At 46.2% G+C, this 20,140-nt stretch carries 14 protein-coding genes; 2 read left to right on the top strand and 12 right to left on the bottom strand.

The features are described from left to right. Window positions 1–127 precede the first annotated feature (127 nt). The 11 genes from RIC07_RS14165 to RIC07_RS14115 form a co-directional block, all read right to left on the bottom strand. Window positions 128–1,036 (bottom strand): ABC transporter substrate-binding protein, encoded by a 909-nt coding sequence (locus tag RIC07_RS14165; protein ID WP_446395087.1) that lies wholly within the window; start codon window positions 1,034–1,036, stop codon window positions 128–130. After that, window positions 1,023–1,820: an ABC transporter ATP-binding protein gene (locus RIC07_RS14160; RefSeq protein WP_446395086.1), complete on the bottom strand. Its 798-nt coding sequence runs from the start codon at window positions 1,818–1,820 to the stop codon at window positions 1,023–1,025. The genes RIC07_RS14165 and RIC07_RS14160 overlap by 14 nt, the downstream gene beginning before the upstream one ends. A gap of 364 nt (window positions 1,821–2,184) precedes the next feature. Further along, complete coding sequence (locus tag RIC07_RS14155) at window positions 2,185–4,920, bottom strand: TonB-dependent receptor domain-containing protein (protein ID WP_446395085.1); 2,736 nt, start codon at window positions 4,918–4,920, stop codon at window positions 2,185–2,187. A 170-nt stretch (window positions 4,921–5,090) separates the two neighbouring features. Beyond that, window positions 5,091–6,953, bottom strand: coding sequence for an IucA/IucC family protein (locus RIC07_RS14150; RefSeq protein ID WP_446395084.1), 1,863 nt, complete (start codon window positions 6,951–6,953; stop codon window positions 5,091–5,093). Between the two features lie 122 nt (window positions 6,954–7,075). After that, window positions 7,076–8,449 (bottom strand): MFS transporter, encoded by a 1,374-nt coding sequence (locus RIC07_RS14145; protein ID WP_446395083.1) that lies wholly within the window; start codon window positions 8,447–8,449, stop codon window positions 7,076–7,078. Beyond that, window positions 8,449–9,741: a lysine N(6)-hydroxylase/L-ornithine N(5)-oxygenase family protein gene (locus RIC07_RS14140; RefSeq protein ID WP_446395082.1), complete on the bottom strand. Its 1,293-nt coding sequence runs from the start codon at window positions 9,739–9,741 to the stop codon at window positions 8,449–8,451. The genes RIC07_RS14145 and RIC07_RS14140 overlap by 1 nt, the downstream gene beginning before the upstream one ends. Before the next feature lie 4 nt (window positions 9,742–9,745). After that, complete coding sequence (locus tag RIC07_RS14135; protein WP_446395081.1) at window positions 9,746–10,327, bottom strand: GNAT family N-acetyltransferase; 582 nt, start codon at window positions 10,325–10,327, stop codon at window positions 9,746–9,748. Between the two features lie 505 nt (window positions 10,328–10,832). Then, window positions 10,833–12,626, bottom strand: a complete 1,794-nt coding sequence (locus RIC07_RS14130) for an IucA/IucC family protein (RefSeq protein ID WP_446395080.1) — start codon at window positions 12,624–12,626, stop codon at window positions 10,833–10,835. Between the two features lie 153 nt (window positions 12,627–12,779). Beyond that, window positions 12,780–14,294, bottom strand: coding sequence for a pyridoxal phosphate-dependent decarboxylase family protein (locus RIC07_RS14125; protein WP_446395079.1), 1,515 nt, complete (start codon window positions 14,292–14,294; stop codon window positions 12,780–12,782). Beyond that, a complete protein-coding gene (locus tag RIC07_RS14120) occupies window positions 14,294–15,673 on the bottom strand; it encodes a diaminobutyrate--2-oxoglutarate transaminase (RefSeq protein ID WP_446395143.1) in 1,380 nt (459 codons plus the stop codon). The genes RIC07_RS14125 and RIC07_RS14120 overlap by 1 nt, the downstream gene beginning before the upstream one ends. Before the next feature lie 370 nt (window positions 15,674–16,043). Then, on the bottom strand, window positions 16,044–17,909 hold the full coding sequence (locus RIC07_RS14115; RefSeq protein ID WP_446395078.1) for a TonB family protein: 1,866 nt from the start codon (window positions 17,907–17,909) through the stop codon (window positions 16,044–16,046). Between the two features lie 439 nt (window positions 17,910–18,348). Here RIC07_RS14115 and RIC07_RS14110 point away from each other — a divergent pair, with 439 nt between their 5' ends. Together RIC07_RS14110 and RIC07_RS14105 are read left to right on the top strand one after the other, a co-directional pair. After that, window positions 18,349–19,011, top strand: a complete 663-nt coding sequence (locus RIC07_RS14110; protein WP_446395077.1) for a MotA/TolQ/ExbB proton channel family protein — start codon at window positions 18,349–18,351, stop codon at window positions 19,009–19,011. Next, entirely contained in the window at window positions 18,998–19,399 is a 402-nt protein-coding gene (locus RIC07_RS14105) for an ExbD/TolR family protein (RefSeq protein ID WP_446395076.1), read from the top strand. The genes RIC07_RS14110 and RIC07_RS14105 overlap by 14 nt, the downstream gene beginning before the upstream one ends. Before the next feature lie 233 nt (window positions 19,400–19,632). Here the strand turns inward: RIC07_RS14105 and RIC07_RS14100 are convergent. After that, a partial coding sequence (locus tag RIC07_RS14100) for a formylglycine-generating enzyme family protein (protein ID WP_446395075.1) occupies window positions 19,633–20,140 on the bottom strand: 508 nt, incomplete at its 5' end.

The raw sequence follows: 20,140 nt of genomic DNA, 5'->3' as shown, positions 1-20,140 counted from the left end.
GCTCAATTGCCGCGAAGTCGAAGGGTCAATCCCTTGTCAGCTCACCTTTTGTCTTCACTATTGCCCATTGCCTATTGCCTATTCCCTGGCGCGTAGCGCTATAATTGTCAAACCTGCCCCTACACAATCAAAAAGCGCTAACCACGTTTTCAATCAGCACCTGGGCTGACAAAGGTCCCCCAAATACCCAAGTATCTTCTCCTATGGGATACAGGCGATTCTCTTGCACAAACTGTAAGTTCTGCCAAACTGGATTTTTCTGTAACTGTTTAAAATGCGTATTCTTGGTTTCAGCAATATAGAGGAAATTCGCTTCCTCAACACTAGGTAAAGCTTCCACCCATACCGGATTAAATCCAAAGCGATCAAATTCCCCAATCCAGGCATTTTGTAAACCAATTTGGCTTAAAATTTGCACCGCCATGGCATCATTAGTAAATAGGCGTAACTGGGGAACGCCGGGGACAAATTGCCCCAATAGAAATTGACGAGTTGCCAGATTAGACTCTTGCAATTGGTTAGCCGCCTGGTTAAAGGTTTCCTGCATCTGGTTGAGAACCGCTTCCCCTTGGGGGCGTCGGTTGACAGCATCGGCAATCTCTAAGAAGGTTTGCTGCATCCGTTCCAGTTGTGTGGATTCCTCGGCAGCGGGATAGGGATTAAATAAAAGGGTTGGCGCGATCGCAGATAAGGTATCGTAGATCGGTTCATGGCGTAACTCCACACCTAAAATCAAGTCAGGTTGCAATTGTGCGATCGCTTCCAAGCTAGGTTCCTGACGTGTACCCACATCGACTACCGTTTCTGCCAGGGTTGGCTCAATTTGCACAAATTGCTGATACCCTGGGATATCGGCAACACCCACAGGCTGCACTCCCAATGCTAAAAGATCTTCGACATATTCCCATTCCAATGCCACCACGCGGGTAGCGGTGTTGGTTACAGGTGCAGATTGCTGGGGAGACGGTGTACAGGCAACGCCTAGGGCAGAGAGTACCGCCGTGACTAAAAATTGGCGTCGGTTAATTCGATTCATCGGTTTTGCCTAAATCACAGGGAACACATAACGGTAAACCATTGATGGGGTGAGGAACCACAACCATTTCCACCCCGAAAACATCCCAAATTGTCGGCGCGGTGATCACATCAGCCGGAGATCCTGACGCCACAACTCGCCCTTGAGACAGTACAATTAAGCGATCGCTATAGGCGGCGGCTTGGTTCAAGTCATGCAGCACCCATCCCACGGTAATCTGATGTTCACGGTTTAAGCGCCGGACTAAAGACAGTACCTCAAGCTGATGACGGATGTCCAGAAATGTGGTAGGTTCATCCAGTAATAACACCTGAGTTTGTTGTGCTAGCGCCAGGGCAATCCACGCCCGTTGGCGTTCACCGCCGGAGAGAGTGTCCACAGAACGATCCGCCAACGGTTCTAACCCTGCTATTTCCAGCGCCCATCGCATTGCGGCGATATCTTTAGTAGAAAAGTTACCCAGTAAGCTGCGGTGAGGATAGCGACCAAAGCCAATTAATTCCCAAACGGTAATATTAGCAGGTATCTCCGAAGATTGAGGCAACATAGCTAACTGACGGGCAACCTCACGAGTCGGCATCTGGGCGATATTACGACCCTTGAGATAAACGGTTCCTTTACTCGGTTGGATTAGGCGTGCCAAGGTTCGCAGTATGGTACTTTTACCTGATCCATTCGGTCCAATTAAAGCTGTCACCTCTCCTGTTGGCAGAGTGATTGAGAGGTTGGGAACAATCGGTTTTTCACCGTAACAAATAGTTAGATTATTAGCAGTAAGTGTCATTTGTCATTTGTCATTTGTCATTTGTCATTTGTTATTTGTCATTTGTCATTCGTCATTTGTCATTTGTCATTTGTCATTCGTCATTTGTCATTTGTCATTTGTCATTTGTAAGGGTTTGAGGCTTATTAACATAACTTAATAGGGTTAATTTTATTTCCACCAACCTACTTAGGGTGGGCATTGTCCACCTTACCCTTTAAGGTTGTAGGGGCGGGTTTTACCGATAACATTTTGTCAATGACCGATAACGTAATTAAACCCGCCCTTCTCAGCTACTAAATCCTCCGTGTAATCTGTGTGACTAAACTTTCACCTCCCTACCCCAATCTCTCCAATAAATCCGTGAAATCAGTGTTTTGATAAATCACCACGTCAACGAATAACTAACCCCTAACGTAATCCCCCTCGCCGCCGCATTACTCAATTCATTGGTTTGCAGTTGCGAAACCACGGGAAAATACTGGTTATTCAATAAATTATGAACCCCGATTTCCAGAACTCCTTGACCCAATTGAATCTGACTAATATAGTCCAACGTCACATAACTATCCACCTCATTTAAGCCAAATCCGGTTCCCTCTGGATCACGATTTCCCGAAAATAAAAGCTGGAGACGATTGCGCCAATCTGGTGTAGTTTGATTTTCCACATAAGCGGTTAGTTTCAACGGGGGAATTGTAAACCCATCCAAATCCGCATCAAAATCGCCATCATCATCACTATCCCGTTTTCCTTCTGTCCAACTCACCGTTGTTCCTAATAGCCAATTCTGGGCAGGTTGTACATCCAGAGTGGCTTCTACACCGTAAACCCGCTGGGGCGATCGCACGACGGTTCCGGGTGCGGTAAAGGTTGTGCCTAAGTCAGATTCGTTGTAAAAGCCAACCAGAGAAGCTTGCACCGTTCGCCAATTTCCCCGAATTCCTAATTCAAAGTGATCGACTTTTTGGGCTTCGGGACGTAAGGATTCAACCGAAAAACCAGCCGGGGCATTTCGCAACGCTAAACCAACATCAGCAACAGAAAATCCTTGGGCAAAGTTGGCAAATAAATCTAACTCATCGGTCGCGTAAAAGACAGCACCAATATTAAACAACGTGGCATCATAATCTAACTCACCTCCGCCAATATTATCGCCGCGAATCGTCGTGAAATCATCGGCATTAACACCAATTCGTTCATGACGGATGCCGCCATTGAGAATCCAGCTTTCACTAATATCCCATTTCAACTGGGCAAATAATCCCAGACTATTTTGGTCAAAAGGAGGTGTCCACGATCGTTCCCCGGTTTCTCGGAACACTAACCCGTTACTCCGTTCAAATCTATCTTCGTCAAAAACAGAAACGGGTTGAGAACTGTCTTCACTAGAGTAATCCAATCCCCACAGTAATGTAATAAACTCATTGGGATCTAAGGGCGTTTCAACCTGGAAGCGACCGCCCCATTTGTCCGATTCGAGTTCAGATTGGAAAATAACATTCCCTAAACTATCAAAATTACGGGCATCAAAAGGGAAAAATCGGGTGGAATAGTCACGATAATAGAGTTGTCCTTTTAGCTGACTCCCAAAGATATCTTGATGACTGTAGTCAAGATTGATCACCGTATTTGTTGTACCTTGGGGATCATCTAACTCCAAACCTTCCAAGGCGCGGGCTTTTTGCCGTCCGTCTATGTCCAGAATCCTGGGATCAGTGGTGAAATCAGTATGTTGTTGATCATTTAAGTGATTAATGGTCAATTGCAAGCGTTGATCTTCACTCAAATCGATGCCAACTTTACCCAAAAGATTCAGGATATCCGCATCAGCTAACCCTCCCTGTCCATTCGGATCAGGTGGAATGCGATCGCCTTCTGCATCAAAGAAGCCGCTAGTCTCCGTAAAAGACGCCGTTAACGCATAGTCAAACGTCCCTTGTCTACCCGAGAAATGCTGTTGTAAATGATAGCCAATACTGTCATCAACGTGAGTTAAGGATGAATTGATACCGAGTTCTGTGGTTGATGTAAATTGGTCAGTTGTCGGTTGTCTGGTGATAATATTCACCACGCCACCCGTCGCCCCATCCCCATAAATGGCTGTGGGACCTCGTAACACTTCAATCCGTTCAATCGCCGAGGGGTCAATACTACTCAAATCCCGAAACACATTCCGACTGGTGGATTGAGGAACGCCATCAATTAATACTAAGACATTCCGCCCTCGCAGGGATTGCCCAAATGCGCTACTACTTTGAGTCGGCGGTGCAAATCCGGGGACAACTTGACCAAGAATATCACCCACATTTTGAGTCAAATTGCTTTGTTCTTCAATTTCGTCGCGGGTAATCACAGTTACCGAACGCGGGACATCGGAGAGTTCTTCTTCGGTACGGGTGACGCTGACGATAATTCGTTCAAGTAGCGGATCAGGACTTTCTGGGGATAGTGGTGGCTGTTCCGTGGGAGTTAGAGGTTCTTGTCCCAATTCCGGGGAGGGTACTTCTGTAGACGGTGGAGTTTCTGGAGAAATAGGGACTTCTGTGGATGGTGTGGTTGGAGTTTCTGGGGAAACGGGGACTTCGGGAGACGGTGAGGTTGGAGTGTCAGGGAAAACGGGGACTGATGTAGATGGTGGGGCAGGCGTTTCTGAGGAGGGGACTTCCGTGGATGGTACAGGGGGTGTTGAAGTCGGTGGAGTCGCCGTTGTCGTTACTGGCGCAACTAAACTAAATGCTAATTGTTGATTATTTCGATCAATTTGGACAGTCGGAACACCCGCTTGACCAATCACCTCCACTCGAACAGTATTAGCATATTTGTGAAACACTCGAACTGAGGCGATATCATCGCTAGGATTTTCGAGGCGAATTTCTTTACCGTCTGGTAAGGCTAATTGACTATTAATGATATCGGCAAAGAAGGTATTTCCGTGAGAGGCGGTAAACACTCTCGTTTGGCTATCATCTTTTGTTTCTAAGATGACTTCAAGTCCGGCGGATGTGGGATTGAGTAGTACATCGGTGACTTCGACAACCCCTGCTTGTACGGGGGCTGCTGCAACTAAGCAAATGGTGCTAGTTAGACCCATTAAATTCAATAATTGTTGATTTTTCATTGTTGATTATTGACTGTAGCTTGATTTCCATTAACTAAATAAATTTGAGCAAAATGTAGGTTGGCTTGAGGAACGTAGGCGAAGCCTTCTCGAAAGAGTAACCCAACTCCAAGGAGATTCTGTTGGGTTTCGCTATCGTTCTACCCAACCTACTTGCGTTGACATAACCGTTACAAATGACCAATGACTAATGACGAATGACGATTCTGTTCTCCAACTTCGTACAACGCATTACTAACCTTCCCGAAAGCCGCAGCATGAGGACGATCGCCATCGTCAGCATACCCATAAGTCAGCAACCGATTCCGATTCAGACAGAGTTTAGTAAACTCAGGCGCAAGTAAATTAAATAACTCAAATCGTTCCTGCAATTCTGGAAAACGCTGTTGATAATTTAAGATACTTTGTCGCACTTGTGTCCAAAACTGACGTTCTGGATAGTTGTGGTGAAGTTCCAACAAATCTGATAGATAACGGTGATGACAGATAAACAAACCCGCGAAAATAAATTGGCAAAGTCCTTCTGGTGGTTCCGTTAATAAGACGGCTTTCAAATTTGGCGGTAATGATTCAAGTTCAGGTAACGGATGACGGCTAATATTCACATCATCGACAAAATCTTTCATCGCCAGACGATGGGGGATGGAATTTTTGAGAACCAGAATCGTATTTTCCCCATGGGGCGAAAAGACAACCCCGTAACGGTAGAGACAATGTAAGAGAGGCGGCAAAATCGTATTGAACAAGCGGTCTAACCAAGCCTCTAAACTGAGTCCAGATTCCGCCACTAAACGAGATACAAAGGGTTGACCTGAACCATCAACATGAAGCAGTGAGGCTAAGGTAATTGCGCGTTCGTCAGGTTCAACATAAGCGAGAACACTTTCCCGCCACAGACACCCCAACATTTCTTTATATTGATAGGGGGCGCTAGGAAGTTGGGCGTAGTAGGGATGATCATAGTTAATACTGGCAACTTCTCCTGGTAGAATCAGACGGCATTCCTCGCTTAAAAATGGGTCGCGATCGCAAATCGATTTTACCCACTCTGTTACCTGGGGCGCAATGACAGTTCGGTCTCCTGGTAGCCCACGATATACTAAAGTGTTCAAAATACTTAAGGGCAATTTAACGTGACGTTTTTTTGGATGACTAATATTAGCAAAGGTACGAATCGACTGTTGTGGCAAATAGCGATCGCGACTACAACCCAGATATATTATCGCCCCCGTTGCTAATTCTCCAGCAAATAGGGGAATGATAATATTTTGCCACTGCCATTCATGCACAGGTAGGAAATAATAGTCTGAGGAGTTGACATTTTGATCATTTAATGTAGCCTCAAATTCAGCCAGCGTTTCTGCCTCTAACTCCTCTTGTATTAATGTTGAATAGTCCAATTCTGCAACAGAATTAAATTGGGCGCGGTCATGGCGAACAGCAATCCAAGTTAGGTTAACAGGCTGTTTACGTTCGGGGGCATAGTTTAGATAGTCATCATACCCAAAACCAATTCGCCCTTTGTTAAACGTAATCCAAGGATGTCCCTCCATTTCTCCTTCTAAATGGGCATAATCTAGGGTTAGCCAATCAATATTCTGATTTTCTTTTGCGGCATTAATATGGGCATCCGCTAGCAGTGTATTACTGAGTTCTTTAATTAAATGGGCAGTTGTTTCCGCCGTCATTCCCACAGCAATATGAACATCTAAGACAAATTGAAAAGGATTGGAGGCAGGTAACCAGTCGCTTCCTTGTCCTCGTTGAATCGATTCGGGGATAACCCGATAACTGTTAAATAAGCGCGGTTTAGCCGCAAAACGATAGGCGATACCTTCGGGTAAGGAAAGATGATAGAGAGGCGGTGCATCATTTTGGCTAATCACGTCGGGCTGAATAATTTCTTCGTACATAAACTCCGACAGCATTTTGGCTAGGAGAGTACGACTAACAGACTGCCAATATTCTGGCTGTAAAGCGTGGTTGAGACTGTTTAGATGTTCCATGATGATTTGTCCTTTTTCATTCGTCATTCGTCATTTGTCCTTTGTCATTGTCGGCACCAATTAAACCCGTGTTTGTAGGGGCGGGTTTTACCAATAACTTTTAACAGGAAACCCCTAACTTAACTAAACCCGCCCTGACTAAATTTGATTTAACTTCCCATCTCTCCTAGTTCCTGTTCCTTTTTAAAAGAACGGAAAACGGACAATCGGGCAAAAATACTGTTAAACCCACAAATTGCGGCGGCGGTTAAAAATGGCGCAATTAAACTCTGGGTACTTACTAGCCAAGATGCCATTAATGGGGCGGCTAAATGTCCCACATTAGCAAAGGAAGTGGCAAGGCTATAGTTGAAATGGAGACGATTATCGCGACTTTTGCCGAATAACTTTAATTCCAAGGCGGCTTGGGTGACAGCAAAACAGAAACCGTAAACCATTCGGGCTAACACTAAAATCGATAAGTTTTGGGTTTGTCCTTGCAGGTATAAACTCACCATGACTAAACCTATTCCCCAGGGATAAATACTATTTAGGCGTTCTGGCTGACAAGCTTGACGAATGTACGGTAAGGCGACAATTGCCATAATGCTAGGAATGAGAAATAGCACACTACTCGCCAGCAGGCTGGTATTAAAGGGAGTCTCGGCTGTTACGTATGCCGTAAAATAGGGACGCACTAGATTATTTGCCAGATGAAATGAGAGAATAACGACACCAATGGCAATCAAAAACGTCCAGTTATCTCCTTTAATTGGGGAAGTGTTGAGTGTTGACCCTTCACAACCTTCGATGGCATGATTTTGAGACGTGCGATTATTCGTCTGTAGGGGCGGGTTTAGAGACTTTCGTTTGCCTATTGACGTTAATCTTTGTACAAAACCCGCCCTGTCTAATCCTTCGCTTCGCTTTTCATTTTCCCTATCTCCCTTATCTTTTTCAACGGCTAATTCTACTCGCCGTGTTGATACTCCTCGCAGTACATAAAGACATAAACCGAATTGGAAAAAATCAGCCAGGGCAATCCAATAAAACAACAACAACGGCGATTCAAAATTTACCATCCAAGCGCCAGTAATTGTCGCGCTGACAATTGCCCCATGAAATACCGCTTGATAGGTTCCAGCAACGGTTGGTCTTTGGGCTTCCCCGGCTAATTGAATAATTAAGGGATAAACCAACAAATAACTACTTTTAAACAGCAACAACATAATCGTGTAGACAAGAAACTGTTGGTGACTCGTCGCTGTTGCCATTAACGCCGTCATCACGGCTGTCGCTATCTGACCTACAAACAGCAAGTATTTTACCTCAAACCGACGGGCAACAATTCCCCAAATTGGGGCGCAGAGTACCACCGTTAACCGACAAGCGAAAATGTAATATCCGGTATAGGATAAGTCTTCTACGCCGAATACTTTGCGGAAAAACTGGGGATAGAATGGCGAGAGTAAAACTTCGTTAAAGATTGCTAGGAATACGCAGAGAAACAGTGCGCCCCAAACCCATTTCTGTCGCTGTTTCATCAGGCTACCCCAAATTGCTGGAAAACGTTATGGCGTTGAACGGGGTAAACCGTTTGTCCGACAAGGGTATTGATAATCACAGAATTGCGATAGGCACCCAAGCCCAAATCAGGCGCACCAACGCCATGAGTATGTAACTCGCCGTTTTGGACAAAAATCTGATTGGGAATATCTTGGGTAAGGGTAAGGCGGTAATCGAGATTAACAATATAACGCCCTTGGTTATCCCACTGAATTAACGGGCGAATCCCATCAATACAATCAGGAATTTGATGGTCATAACCTGTAGCTAAAATAACACAATCGGTTTGATATGTAAATCGTTGGTCTTGTTGGATATGGCGATAACTGAGTCGGTAAGTTGTTTTCTCGTTTGTGGTGATTGGTTCAACTTCTTTAACCTCCACTAAGGGTAACAATCGCAGATTGGGACGATTACCCGCGACGGTGCGTTCATAGAGTAATTCATAGATTTGGGCAATGGTATTAAAGCTGATTCCTTTGTACAGTAAATTTTGCTGAGACAGTACGCGATCGCGTTTAGGTTGAGGTAAGTTATGGAAGTAGTGGATATAGTCGGGGGAGAAGTGTTCTAATCCCAGTTTGGAATATTCCATGGGTAGGAAACCAGCAGAACGGGTATGCCAGTCTAAGCGATAGTTATATGTCTCCTGTTCTTGGAGAAGTTCATAGAAAACTTCCGCCGCACTTTGTCCCGAACCGATAACGGTAACTGACTGGGAATGGCGTATGCGATCGCGCTGGTGCAAAAATTGGGCAGAATGGAAGATATCCTGGGTGTCTAGTCCCTGAAAACAAGCTGGCATTTTGGGAACACTACCCACTCCTAAGACTAAATTGTGACAGTGATAGGTTAAATTCTGGGTTTTTACTTCAAAACACCCTAAAGAGTCTTGCCAGGAAATAGCGTCTACTCGTTCCCCGAAACGGCAACTTTGTAATTGTTGGGCAACCCATTGGCAATAGTGGTTATATTCGCGTCGGGGAATATGAAAGTCTTCTAAAAAATAGAAGTGATAAAGACGGGATTGGGCGTTTAAGTAACTCAAGTAACTCAATTGGCTACTAGGATTTGCCATGGTTACTAAGTCGGCGAGGAAGGGAACTTGAATGGTGGTTCCTTCCATGAGTAAGCCGGGATGCCATTGGAATTGAGATTTCTGGTCTAAAAATAGGGCGTCGATTTCCGATAGGGGGTCTAATAATGCGGCTAACCCTAGATTAAAGGGTCCAATGCCGACGCCGATGATGTCGTAGATGCGATTTGACATTTTTTTAACGGTTGAAGAAGGTTTTACGATGACAAAACATTAGAATTGCTGGTTTTTCGGGGAGTTGAATGTTGATTTGGGGTTGGAAGCCACAGCGTTTAAAGATGTGAATCATTTTGGCGTTGCGGCTATCAGGTTCGGTGATAATTTTTTGGGTGTCTGGGTGTTGAAATTGAAAGGTTGTCATGGCGCGGAGTAAGGGAAGGGCGTATCCTTTCCCTAAATAGTTGGGTTCACCAATTAATAGGTGAATACCTTGGTCTGTCGGATGGGCGGGATAGTATTGGGCGATTCTATCTTTACTTGCCCAATAGGATTCCCAGTAACTCATAGGTACGCCATCTAAGCAACCGATATAAAGGGTTTGGTGGGTATCGGCGAGGGCTTTTTCGAGGTGATTCCGCATTTGGTTTAGGGTAAGGGCTAGGTTCCAAAAGGGAATGACGTGGGGTTGATTCATCCAGTTATGAATTAAGGATAAATCTTGGTCGAGGATAAGGGTACGAAAGGTAATGTGTTTATTGATATCAGGGTCAAAGGTTTGGTAGGTAGGGTTAGGTTGAGTAATGGAGTTGGTGGGTGACATTGATGTCTCTAATTTGGTGGTTTTGGGTGGGGTGGTAGGGGCGGGTTTGACTACTATCGTTTCGGTTACACCCAGATTTAATTAAACCCGCCCTCATTTGAAGTCAGAAGTGCAATTCGTTTTTAGGGGAATTTATTCGATTAATTTGAATGATTAGAAAGCTAACTTTTATTGGGGGGCTAGCCCCCCAAACCCCCCAGTGGGGACGTTGCGACCCCCCCACACCCCCGCCGCAACGCTTCGCTATATTATTGTTACGTTTTCACCATCACGTCTTCACTTTTGCCTATTTCTCATTTTTTGTGACTTGTTCTTTGTTTCCTGTTAAGCTGTTATGCATTTAAACCTTAATGTTAAAAACGGCAAAGTTGTTGTAATGTGAACATCTTTTTCGCTACCCATTCCCAATTTAAATGCGTGACAGCTTACCTATTACTTATTCACTATTTCTGGCTTTCTGTTACCTATTTATCTGTCTTCTTCGCTGTTGCCTGTTGCCTGTTGCCTATTCCCTATTCCCCAAAGGATTATCAATACTGACATAAACCGACTGGGTAGCAACAGAACCAACCAATTCATCCATATCATGAAAACGAGTCAGCAAATTAGCCTTACAGCGCAGTTGAGTTTGAGATAATAGAGTCGGCAAAAGTACAGAACCTCCCATCTGCAACAATGCCTGTTTTTCTAAACTCATTCGCAGTTGGGCTAAAAGTACCTTTTCATCCACTAATCCGGCAACCCCAAAGGCATTGATTAAGCCAAATAGGTTATTTAAGAATAAGTAATATCCTAATCGCTCATCAATAACCGCATTATCGCAAAAAGTTTGGCTTTTTTGACTAATTCCTGGCAATATACCCTCTAATTGCTGGGAAAATGATTGTCCATAGTAATATCCTTGATTATCCCGGTAAAAGAACCGGAAAGGATAACCGTCTTGTAATTGCAATACACTATTTTGCTGATGGGCTTCGATGGCAATCCCATACGTGAAATATAGCCAAAGAATTGGTTCTAAGGAAATCTTCAGATAACGGTGAAACCAGTCTACACTAACTTGTGCTGTTGACCGTTGTTCTTGTTTAGCAAGCTGGCGAATGATTTGCGCTAATCGCGAACCATCACCAAAGATAGAGTCTTGACACAAGGCAATTAAACAGGTGGCATCGGTTTCGGGATGCTGGATGAATGGATTTTCTCGTAAAATGGTTGAGAAACTATCCTGGGGTTCCCCGTTAATCTTAATTGTAATATAAGCGGGGTCACGAATGATCGAAAATTGAGGAAATTTCTCTCGCAATTCTTGACCAATTTTACCCTCAATCAGGCTATAAATTTCTACACTCCGTTCTAATTCTTTATATAAGTTGGTTCGCACCGAGTTTGTGATTTTGACATTTAACGATAATTTCAGCATGAAGGCTGATTCGGGATGATAGACTGTGCGAATAGAAGAGGTGGGAAGAAAGGCGCGACCTTGTTGTCCTAAATCTTGGAGTAATCCCTGCTTGAATAAGCTTTGAACAGTCGGTTGATGCTGGAGAAATTTGGCTTGCCAGGGGTGTAATGGTAATAGGCTATAGTCGTCCTCCTGACAATAGGTTTGCTTAAATTCGCTATCTATTTCTGGATCAGACTGTAATTGTGCCTTAATTAGGGATGTTGCTGTTTGGGGGAGGGCTGAACCTTCCTGAACAATTGAATGATGGACGCGGAAATAATGGAGGGCAAATTTGCCTTTTAGTTCTGGGGAATAGGTAAATAATTCCTGATTGGAAAATCCCTGACGACTTTTGGGGGTGGGGTGTAAATGATGCCCAAATACGAGGGATTGTTCGGTTTCCCAAAATGAACTGGTAAAGGCATAGAGGAGTTCGGCATCTCGACGCCGATGCTTGACAAATTGTTCAATATTCCAACAACTTTGAATCACTCGTAGCAGTAATTCATCGCAGTGATTGGCACTCCCTTGGGCGAGGGCGAGTTCTTTGGTGAGGAGGGCGACCAAGGTTACATAATCGAGTTCTAATTGATTCCCGTTGGCGGTTTGGTAATAGAGGGGAAAGGAGAATAAATGGCGTCCTGTGGGAGACCAATATCGTACCTTAGCGATGAGTTGTACGCCTTGATGGGGTAAGTTACACCGAATTTCTTGGGCGTTAGGACTGGTAATGCCTGTTTCTCGCAAATAGCAATTGAGAAAGCTTTGAATCGTGGCTTGTTCAGCAATTTGTTTGTCTGTGGGATTGAGATGGGCTGGAGAATTGCTGGCTTCGATGATGGTGGGTTCTATCATGTCTATGATTTTTATACTAGGTGGTTGGTGTGTTTATCCCCCCAAACCCCCCTTTGAAAGGGGGGCTTACTGTTCTCCCCGTTTTAAGTGTTAATTCAATGGCGAGAGATTCCCCGATGGCACTTTAATAAGGAGGGCTTACTGTTCGCCTCTTTATTCCCTCATATTCCAGGTTCCGGTTAATTCTAATTGATGACCAAGGTGTTGAATCCGGTGCAAAAGTTGCCGGATATGGTCAACCGTAGTCTGGGGATTGAGTAGGGTGAATTTCAAATAAGTTTGTTGACCAATCTGAGTTTGGGCGAGAACAGCTTCACCGTTTTCCATCAAGGTTGTTCTAATCTGGCGATTGATGGAATTACTATGGCAGGATTGCTGGGGACAATAACGGAATACTACAGCATTAAGGGTGGGATAATTGACTAATTTCAGGTTTGATTCGCCGTCAATTAATTGGGCAGTTTGGACAGCTAAATCAATCGTGGTATCGATTAAGTCAGCGAATCCTTGACGCCCCAATGTTTGCAAGGAAACAAATAATTTTAAGGCATCAAAACGGCGGGAGGTTTGTATGGATTTGGTAACTAAATCAGGAATCCCCGCTTCAACATTTGTCTGAGGATTCAGATAATCGGCATGGAGTGCGATCGCGTTAAACTGAGATCGGTCTTTCAGTAGGAATGCGCCGCAGCTAATTGGCTGATAAAATAACTTATGGAAGTCTACGGCAATAGAATCGGCACATTCAATGCCTGTGAGTTTATGCTGATGCCGATCGCTCATCATTAATGCGCCCCCATAAGCGGCATCAACGTGAAACCAAAGTCCGTTATTTTGGGCAATTGCTGCCAGTTCGGCTAACGGATCAATGCTGCCAAAGTCGGTCGTGCCAACAGTGCCAACTAGGGCAATCGGTAACAGGTTTTGCTGATAAAGTTGGGCTAACTCATGGGTAAGGGCGTGGGGACAAAGGCGATAGTTGCTATCGGTTTCGACGGGAATAACAGCCTGTTCTCCTAATCCCAGCAAAGCGGCGGCTTGACGGATGGTAAAATGAGAGACGGCTGACGATAAAATCCGTAACCGAGAAGCGTCTGGCGGTAATCCCTGCTGCTGTACTGACCAATTGAACCGATCGCGCAGATAGCGATCGCGGGCGAGTAACAATCCCATAAAATTGGATTGGGTTCCCCCACTGGTAAAGATACCATCACTGGTCTGTTCGTATCCAAAGAGTTGACACAGCCAATTAATCACCTGTTGTTCCAATAAGGTGGCGGCTGGACTTTGATCCCACGAATCCATGGATTGATTACTGGCGCTAATTAACACCTCGGCGGCTAAGGCGGGGATTAAGGGGGGACAATGCAAGTGGGCGATGCAAGTAGGATGAGACACAACCACGGAGTTATTGAGAATGGTCTCACCTATATAATTGAGAATCTCTTTTAATTGCTGGTTCCCTTCTGGACAAATCTCACGAGTTGCCAGAATCTGGGTTAACTCATCGGGATTCGCGCCGCTATAGGGTCGAGTTTGCTGCGCCAAGTAATCAATCACAACCTGCTGGGCAGTTGCGATCGCGTCTTGGTAGGCGGCGATACTGTCCCCAGAATTACTGAGAAAGCCATTTACATTTTGCTGGGATGTCTGCGTCAGTTGCCCCATCAGCCTACCTCCGCAAACTCAACCACTGACAGCATCTGCTGTTGGGCGGCTTTAACGGCGGCGTGGAATATCTCGGCGATTTGGTCAATTTGTGCTGCTGTGACAATTAAAGGTGGTAGAAAACGCACCACACTGCCCCAGCGCCCGCCAATCTCGACAATCAAGCCACGATGCACGCATTCTTGTTGAATGGCTTTAGCTAGCCCGGAATGGGCAGGATAGCAACCGCGCCGATCGGCTGAGGCTTCAAGATTAACCATTTCTACCCCAATCATTAAACCTCGTCCGCGAATGTCTCCCATACAGGGAAATTCCGACTGAATCTGATACAAGTGACTCATCAACCGCTTACCCATCGCGGCGGCGTGTTCACTCAAGTGGTTTTCCTGGATATAGCCCAAGGTAGCGATTCCGGCTGCCATGGCTAACTGATTCCCTCGGAAGGTGCCGGCGTGCGCCCCTGGTGCCCAGGTGTCGAGGTCTTGGTTATAAAGGACAACAGATAGGGGTAAACTGCCACCAATGGCTTTGGACAACAGCACCACATCTGGGATAATTCCAGAATGCTCAAAGGCATAAAGTTTACCTGTACGCCCCCAGCCCGTCTGGATTTCATCCACAATTAAGGGAATAGCGCGATCGCGGGTCATGCGTCGGATTTGGCGCATCCAGTGATCCGGTGCCGGAATTACGCCCCCTTCTCCCTGAACGATTTCCAAAATCATCCCCGCCGGGGGAATAATCCCGCTTTCCGGGTCATCCAGAAGATGTTCAATATAGCGGCTAGCCACGCTATAACCGACCTCACCGCCAAACCCAAAGGGACAACGATAGTGGTAGGGATAGGGCAGAAAATGCACATCTGCCATCAAACCCGCCACCTCGGTTTTCGGGGCTAGATTGCCCGTTAAACTCAACGCCCCATGAGTCATCCCATGATATCCCCCTTGGAACGAGAGTAAGCTACGCCGCCCCGTCGCTGTTTTCACTAGCTTTACCGCCGCTTCCACCGCATCCGCCCCAGAGGGTCCACAGAACTGAATCTTGGCATTCCGGGCAAAGGCGGGGGGCAAACTGGCGAATAATTCTTCAACGAATTGGTCTTTAATCGGTGTGGTGAGGTCTAGGGTGTGTAAGGGCAGATTTTCGTTTAACACACGCTGCATTGCCTCTAGTACAACGGGATGATTGTGTCCCAGGGCTAAGGTTCCAGCACCCGCTAAACAGTCCAAATACAGGTTCCCATCGGCATCTTTGACGTAAATTCCCTTGGCTTCACGCATGGCAATGGGAATTCGTCGGGGATAGCTGCGGGCGTTCGATTCCCGTTGGGTTTGGCGTTGGAGATACCAGTGGGACACTCGACCAGGTAAGGACACTTGACGACCAATTTCTTGAGAAGGTGAAACAGGATGGATTCCTTCTGCCTTCTGCCCTCTGCCTTCTGCCTTTCTATAGTCGCGATCGCTCTGTGGCGATAGAAGGCTTGGTTCCTCTAAATGGGAATAATTCTCAGTTTTTTGCACGTTCAAATACCTCTAGCTTGTGTAGGAGTGTTTCAGGTAGCGCCAAAATAATTGAAATATTTTCTCAACAAATTCTCTCATCTAAGTTTAGAAGCATAGAGCTAAATAAGAATACTTGTCAATAGTTAAGGAAATTTTTTCCGGCGTTCGTTCCGTTCGTAGGTAGGTAGGTAGTCGGCACTTTAGTGCCATCAGCGCTAAAGCGCTTACTACAAACTTCCTCTTATTCAGATGGTATGACTTCCTCTACAGGTTCTACGGGAATCGATGGTTCCGGAATTGGCGAGGGTTCCACCGATGGTGGTTCATCGGGGACTGGCAAGGAATCAGTGGTTGTCGGTGATACTTCGGGAATCGGTGGTGGTTCATCGGGAACTGGCAAGGAGTCGGTAGTTGTTGGTGATGCTTCTGGAATTGATGATGGTTCATCGGGAACTGAGAAAGAATCAGGAGTTGTTGGTGATGCTTCCGGAATTGGTGATGGTGGAACTACAGGTTCCGTGTCGAAGCCAAAGTCAGGCGGATCGGAGATATTCTGTTCTTGCTGTTCTTCAAGAGCTTGGCGTTCTCGGCGTTCGCGGGCTTGACGTTCACGAGCTTGGCGTTCTCGGCGTTCGCGGGCTTGGCGCTCAAAATCAGAGCCTTGTTCAGCAAAGGTAAAGGGTACGGAGATACCACGCCAACCACTTTCTGATGCTGCTAATTGCCACCGTTTTACAGTAGAGAGAGCTGTTTCATCAAGGATGTCGTAACCGCTAGAACTAAGAAGTCTGACATTGCTGACATTTCCTGTAGAATCAGCATCAAAGATAATTTGCACCGTTCCTTCTAAACCTCGTCGTTTAGCTCTCCGAGGATAGTTAGGATCGGGACAGCTGCGACAATTGAGCAAAGCGTCTCTTGAACCGGGTTTTGGGCTTTTGTTCTCATCCTCCTCATCCTCGTCAAACGTTGTGGGTGGTAAAGGTGGACTCGGTTTAGCGGCTAGGGGTGAATCCCCTCCTGATTCCTCACCCGTTCCTTCACCGAAATCGCCTGTGTCATCCCCTATCTGGGAGCCATTTCCGGAATCAGTCCCGGTTCCAGCTTCAGCGTCGCCTGTGTCATTGTCTAAACCCGAGTTACTTTCCCCGGTGTTTGCGGAGTCAGAAGACGAAGTGCGATCGCCTTCTCCACTGGTATCGCTTAACGACTCTGTTTCATTGCTGGCAACAGCTTGACCTCCTGACGCATTATCAGGTTTCTTGAAAATGTCTTGAATGGGTTTAAACCAAGACGATTCAGAGGGGGGTTCAGTTGTCGGACTAGAATTTGGAGATGGAACCACAGGGGGTTCCTCTGTTTGGTTGGGTGTCGATTCTGTTGGCAAATTCGCCACAGGTGTCGGTGTTGGTTCCGAAGTTTTTCGAGGTTCAGGTGTTGTCTCTACCTCCGGCGTTTCAACGGGTTCAGGTTCCGGTTTCGCTGCTACCTCTGGCGTTTCCACAGGTTCAGGTTCAGGTGTTGTCTCTACCTCTGGCGTTTCAACGGGTTCAGGTTCAGGTGTTGTCTCTACCTCCGGTGTTTCAATCGGTTCGGGTTCGGGTTTCGCTTTTACCTCCGGTGTTTCAACAGGTTCAGGTTCCGGTTTTGTTTCTACCTCCGGCGTTTGAATAGGTTCAGGTTTAGGTTTCCGTTTTACAGGAGGCGTTGCTATAGGGTTTGGCAGAGTGACAGGCTGGATGGAACCGGACGAGTTTTCCGAAGAACTCGATGGGGGCGATAGCGCAATATCTGGCGTAGACGTTCCTGCTGGCGATGATGCCACAGGCGCTTGATTAGCGCCACCACCTTGAGCGTTACTACCAGCATTGTTTGACTCTTCTGCTTGATTGTTTGGCTTGGGTGCTACAGCTTGAGGACTGGGTGCATCAAGGACGATAATTTCAATCGGTTCTTCTGCTAGCCCAGGCGTTTTCACCCAAAGATGAGTAAGCATCAGCACAACGATATGTAGTGCCAGCGAACCCACAAGGCTATAGGTCATAAACGACCGAATCGCCTCGTCTTCTTTGTCTCGCTGGTCTACAGCGAGCATTGACAAGCCCATAGCTTATTGAGATTAGTTATCAGGTGCTTAAGTAACGTAAGCGACCCGTGTGCAAATGTCAATACACAATTTAATTGAGAGGGCTGATTGCACAGTGCCGCTATAATCGCCCTATTCCCATACATCAAGGGTTTTCAGCTCTAAAAACTTTGTAGATAAAAAAATTTTTTACAGATCGGGGTTGACAAGTGATTCTCACTAGCTCTACAGTTTTTGAGAACTTATATCATTTACTTGCGAACACCCCAACTGTGTAAATCGGGCTACAACAAGACTTACGCCAAGACTCTATGTCTCTATGTGTAGGGTGTGTTAGCGAAGCGTAACGCACCTTTGCCATGGCTCTATGTGTAGGGTGTGTTAGCGAAGCGTAACGCACCTTTGCCATGGCGTAAGTCCTGTAGTCTTGCCTTTGTTCAAAAAACGGTCTCACTCTTAGATGGAAGTCAATAATGTATTCAGTGCAGGTGGCGTAGTCATGTTGCCCCTGCTGGGATTTTCTGTGCTCGCGATCGCGCTTACTATAGAACGTGCGGCGTTTTGGTTTCGCGTGAATCGACGACAACGCCGTTTGGTGCGAGACGTGCTGTCTCTTTATCGACGTGATCCCATAGATGCGATAAAAAGCCTAAAGGCAAATGCCGATCTACCCATTGCCCGAGTCTTTCTGACAGCATTGGAACTTGAACAACCCACCCCAGAGGAATTTCGGCTGGCTTTAGAAAGCGAAGCGCAAGCGGAGATACCCATACTCAAGCGATTCAGCGTCGCCTTTGAAACCATTATTGGGCTTTCGCCGATGCTGGGTTTGTTGGGAACCGTCTTAGGTTTAATTAACTCCTTCGCTTCCCTGCGCGTGGGTGATATTGGCGCAAGTCAATCGGCTGGTGTCACAGGCGGGATTAGTGAAGCGTTGGTGTCTACCGCCGCCGGGTTAGTTGTGGCGATGTTTACGCTAATGGTATCTAACATTTTTCGCGGGTTCTATCTGCGGCAAATCGCGCTGATTCAGGAATATGGCGGTCAACTGGAACTCCTCTACCGTCGCCGCTACGAGAAGCAAACACAAACCAAAGGAGAACCGGAATATGCATCTACCTGATGAACCAGAGGTGCCAACTCAGATCAACATCGTACCCATGATTGATGTGATCTTTGCTATTTTGGCTTTTTTCATTATCTCAACCCTATTTTTAACCCGATCTGAAGGATTACCTGTCAATTTACCCCAGGCAAAAACAGCTAATACTCAACCTTCGACAAAAATTACGGTGACGATTGATCCAGAAGGACAGTTATCACTGAACCGCCAGTCGATTCAACTGGATGGGTTAGAAACTAAAGTGCGCCAGCTTATCGAACCCAACTCGGAAGCGTTGGTTATTGTTCAAGCCGATACTGTGGTTGATCATGGTCAAGTTGTTGCTGTCATGGATCGGTTGCGTGAGATTCCGGGGGCGAAATTAGCGATCGCGACTCAACAACCTTGAGATGCTGGGCAGTTTATGACATCAACACTAGCAAGTTGGAGGTTGATCATGATTGGGCAACCATTCCCCATTGCCTATTCCCTATCCTCACAACACTCATTGGTTGATTCGGTTACAGGAGGTATTCTGACAGACTATTAGTGATGTTGGCTATAAAAAAAAATCGACCCGCCTGCGGCGGGAAGAGGGAAAAGAAAATAGGGCATAGGGCAAAAGGGCAAAAGTGTCAAGGGCTAAAGAGTCCACGCCGCACCACAGACAACCCGAAACCCGTTGAGGTAGCTCCAGTAGGCTGGGGAAAGCCTGTGGCGAGCGGCACAACGACAGCCCCTGGGATAGGGGTTCCACGAACCACCGCGCAACAGCCGGAAATGATTATCATTATCATTGTCAATTATCCAAGCTTGACCATCTGACGGCGCACCTTCATAGCTATCATGCCATTGGTCAAGACACCATTCCCACACATTTCCATGCATATCGTACAAGCCAAAGGCATTCGCTACCTGAAAACTGCCCACTGGATTGGTTTCCGTGCGACACTTACCCTTCGCACCTGCACCATAAATATAATTCCCGTCATAGTTGGCTAAATCGGTAGTAATCGTCTCGCCAAAATGAAACGGTGTTGTTGTTCCAGCACGACAGGCATATTCCCATTCCGCCTCACTAGGAAGTCGGTAGTTCCAACCTGTGTACTGCGACAATCGCGCACAAAACTCCACACAATCATACCATGAT

Source organism: Coleofasciculus sp. E1-EBD-02, from assembly GCF_040218245.1.
Classification (GTDB): domain Bacteria; phylum Cyanobacteriota; class Cyanobacteriia; order Cyanobacteriales; family Coleofasciculaceae; genus Coleofasciculus.
Note: the sequence above shows the minus strand (reverse complement) of the source record. Positions and strands in the feature narration are given on the sequence as shown.

What these genes read in the sequence shown, in the direction of transcription:
- RIC07_RS14165 (WP_446395087.1), bottom strand. Translation starts at nt 1,036, where the DNA reads ATGAATCGAATTAACCGACGCCAATTTTTAGTCACGGCGGTACTCTCT.
- RIC07_RS14160 (WP_446395086.1), bottom strand. Translation starts at nt 1,820, where the DNA reads ATGACACTTACTGCTAATAATCTAACTATTTGTTACGGTGAAAAACCG.
- RIC07_RS14155 (WP_446395085.1), bottom strand. Translation starts at nt 4,920, where the DNA reads ATGAAAAATCAACAATTATTGAATTTAATGGGTCTAACTAGCACCATT.
- RIC07_RS14150 (WP_446395084.1), bottom strand. Translation starts at nt 6,953, where the DNA reads ATGACGAATGAAAAAGGACAAATCATCATGGAACATCTAAACAGTCTC.
- RIC07_RS14145 (WP_446395083.1), bottom strand. Translation starts at nt 8,449, where the DNA reads ATGAAACAGCGACAGAAATGGGTTTGGGGCGCACTGTTTCTCTGCGTA.
- RIC07_RS14140 (WP_446395082.1), bottom strand. Translation starts at nt 9,741, where the DNA reads ATGTCAAATCGCATCTACGACATCATCGGCGTCGGCATTGGACCCTTT.
- RIC07_RS14135 (WP_446395081.1), bottom strand. Translation starts at nt 10,327, where the DNA reads ATGTCACCCACCAACTCCATTACTCAACCTAACCCTACCTACCAAACC.
- RIC07_RS14130 (WP_446395080.1), bottom strand. Translation starts at nt 12,626, where the DNA reads ATGATAGAACCCACCATCATCGAAGCCAGCAATTCTCCAGCCCATCTC.
- RIC07_RS14125 (WP_446395079.1), bottom strand. Translation starts at nt 14,294, where the DNA reads ATGGGGCAACTGACGCAGACATCCCAGCAAAATGTAAATGGCTTTCTC.
- RIC07_RS14115 (WP_446395078.1), bottom strand. Translation starts at nt 17,909, where the DNA reads ATGGGCTTGTCAATGCTCGCTGTAGACCAGCGAGACAAAGAAGACGAG.
- RIC07_RS14110 (WP_446395077.1), top strand. Translation starts at nt 18,349, where the DNA reads ATGGAAGTCAATAATGTATTCAGTGCAGGTGGCGTAGTCATGTTGCCC.
- RIC07_RS14105 (WP_446395076.1), top strand. Translation starts at nt 18,998, where the DNA reads ATGCATCTACCTGATGAACCAGAGGTGCCAACTCAGATCAACATCGTA.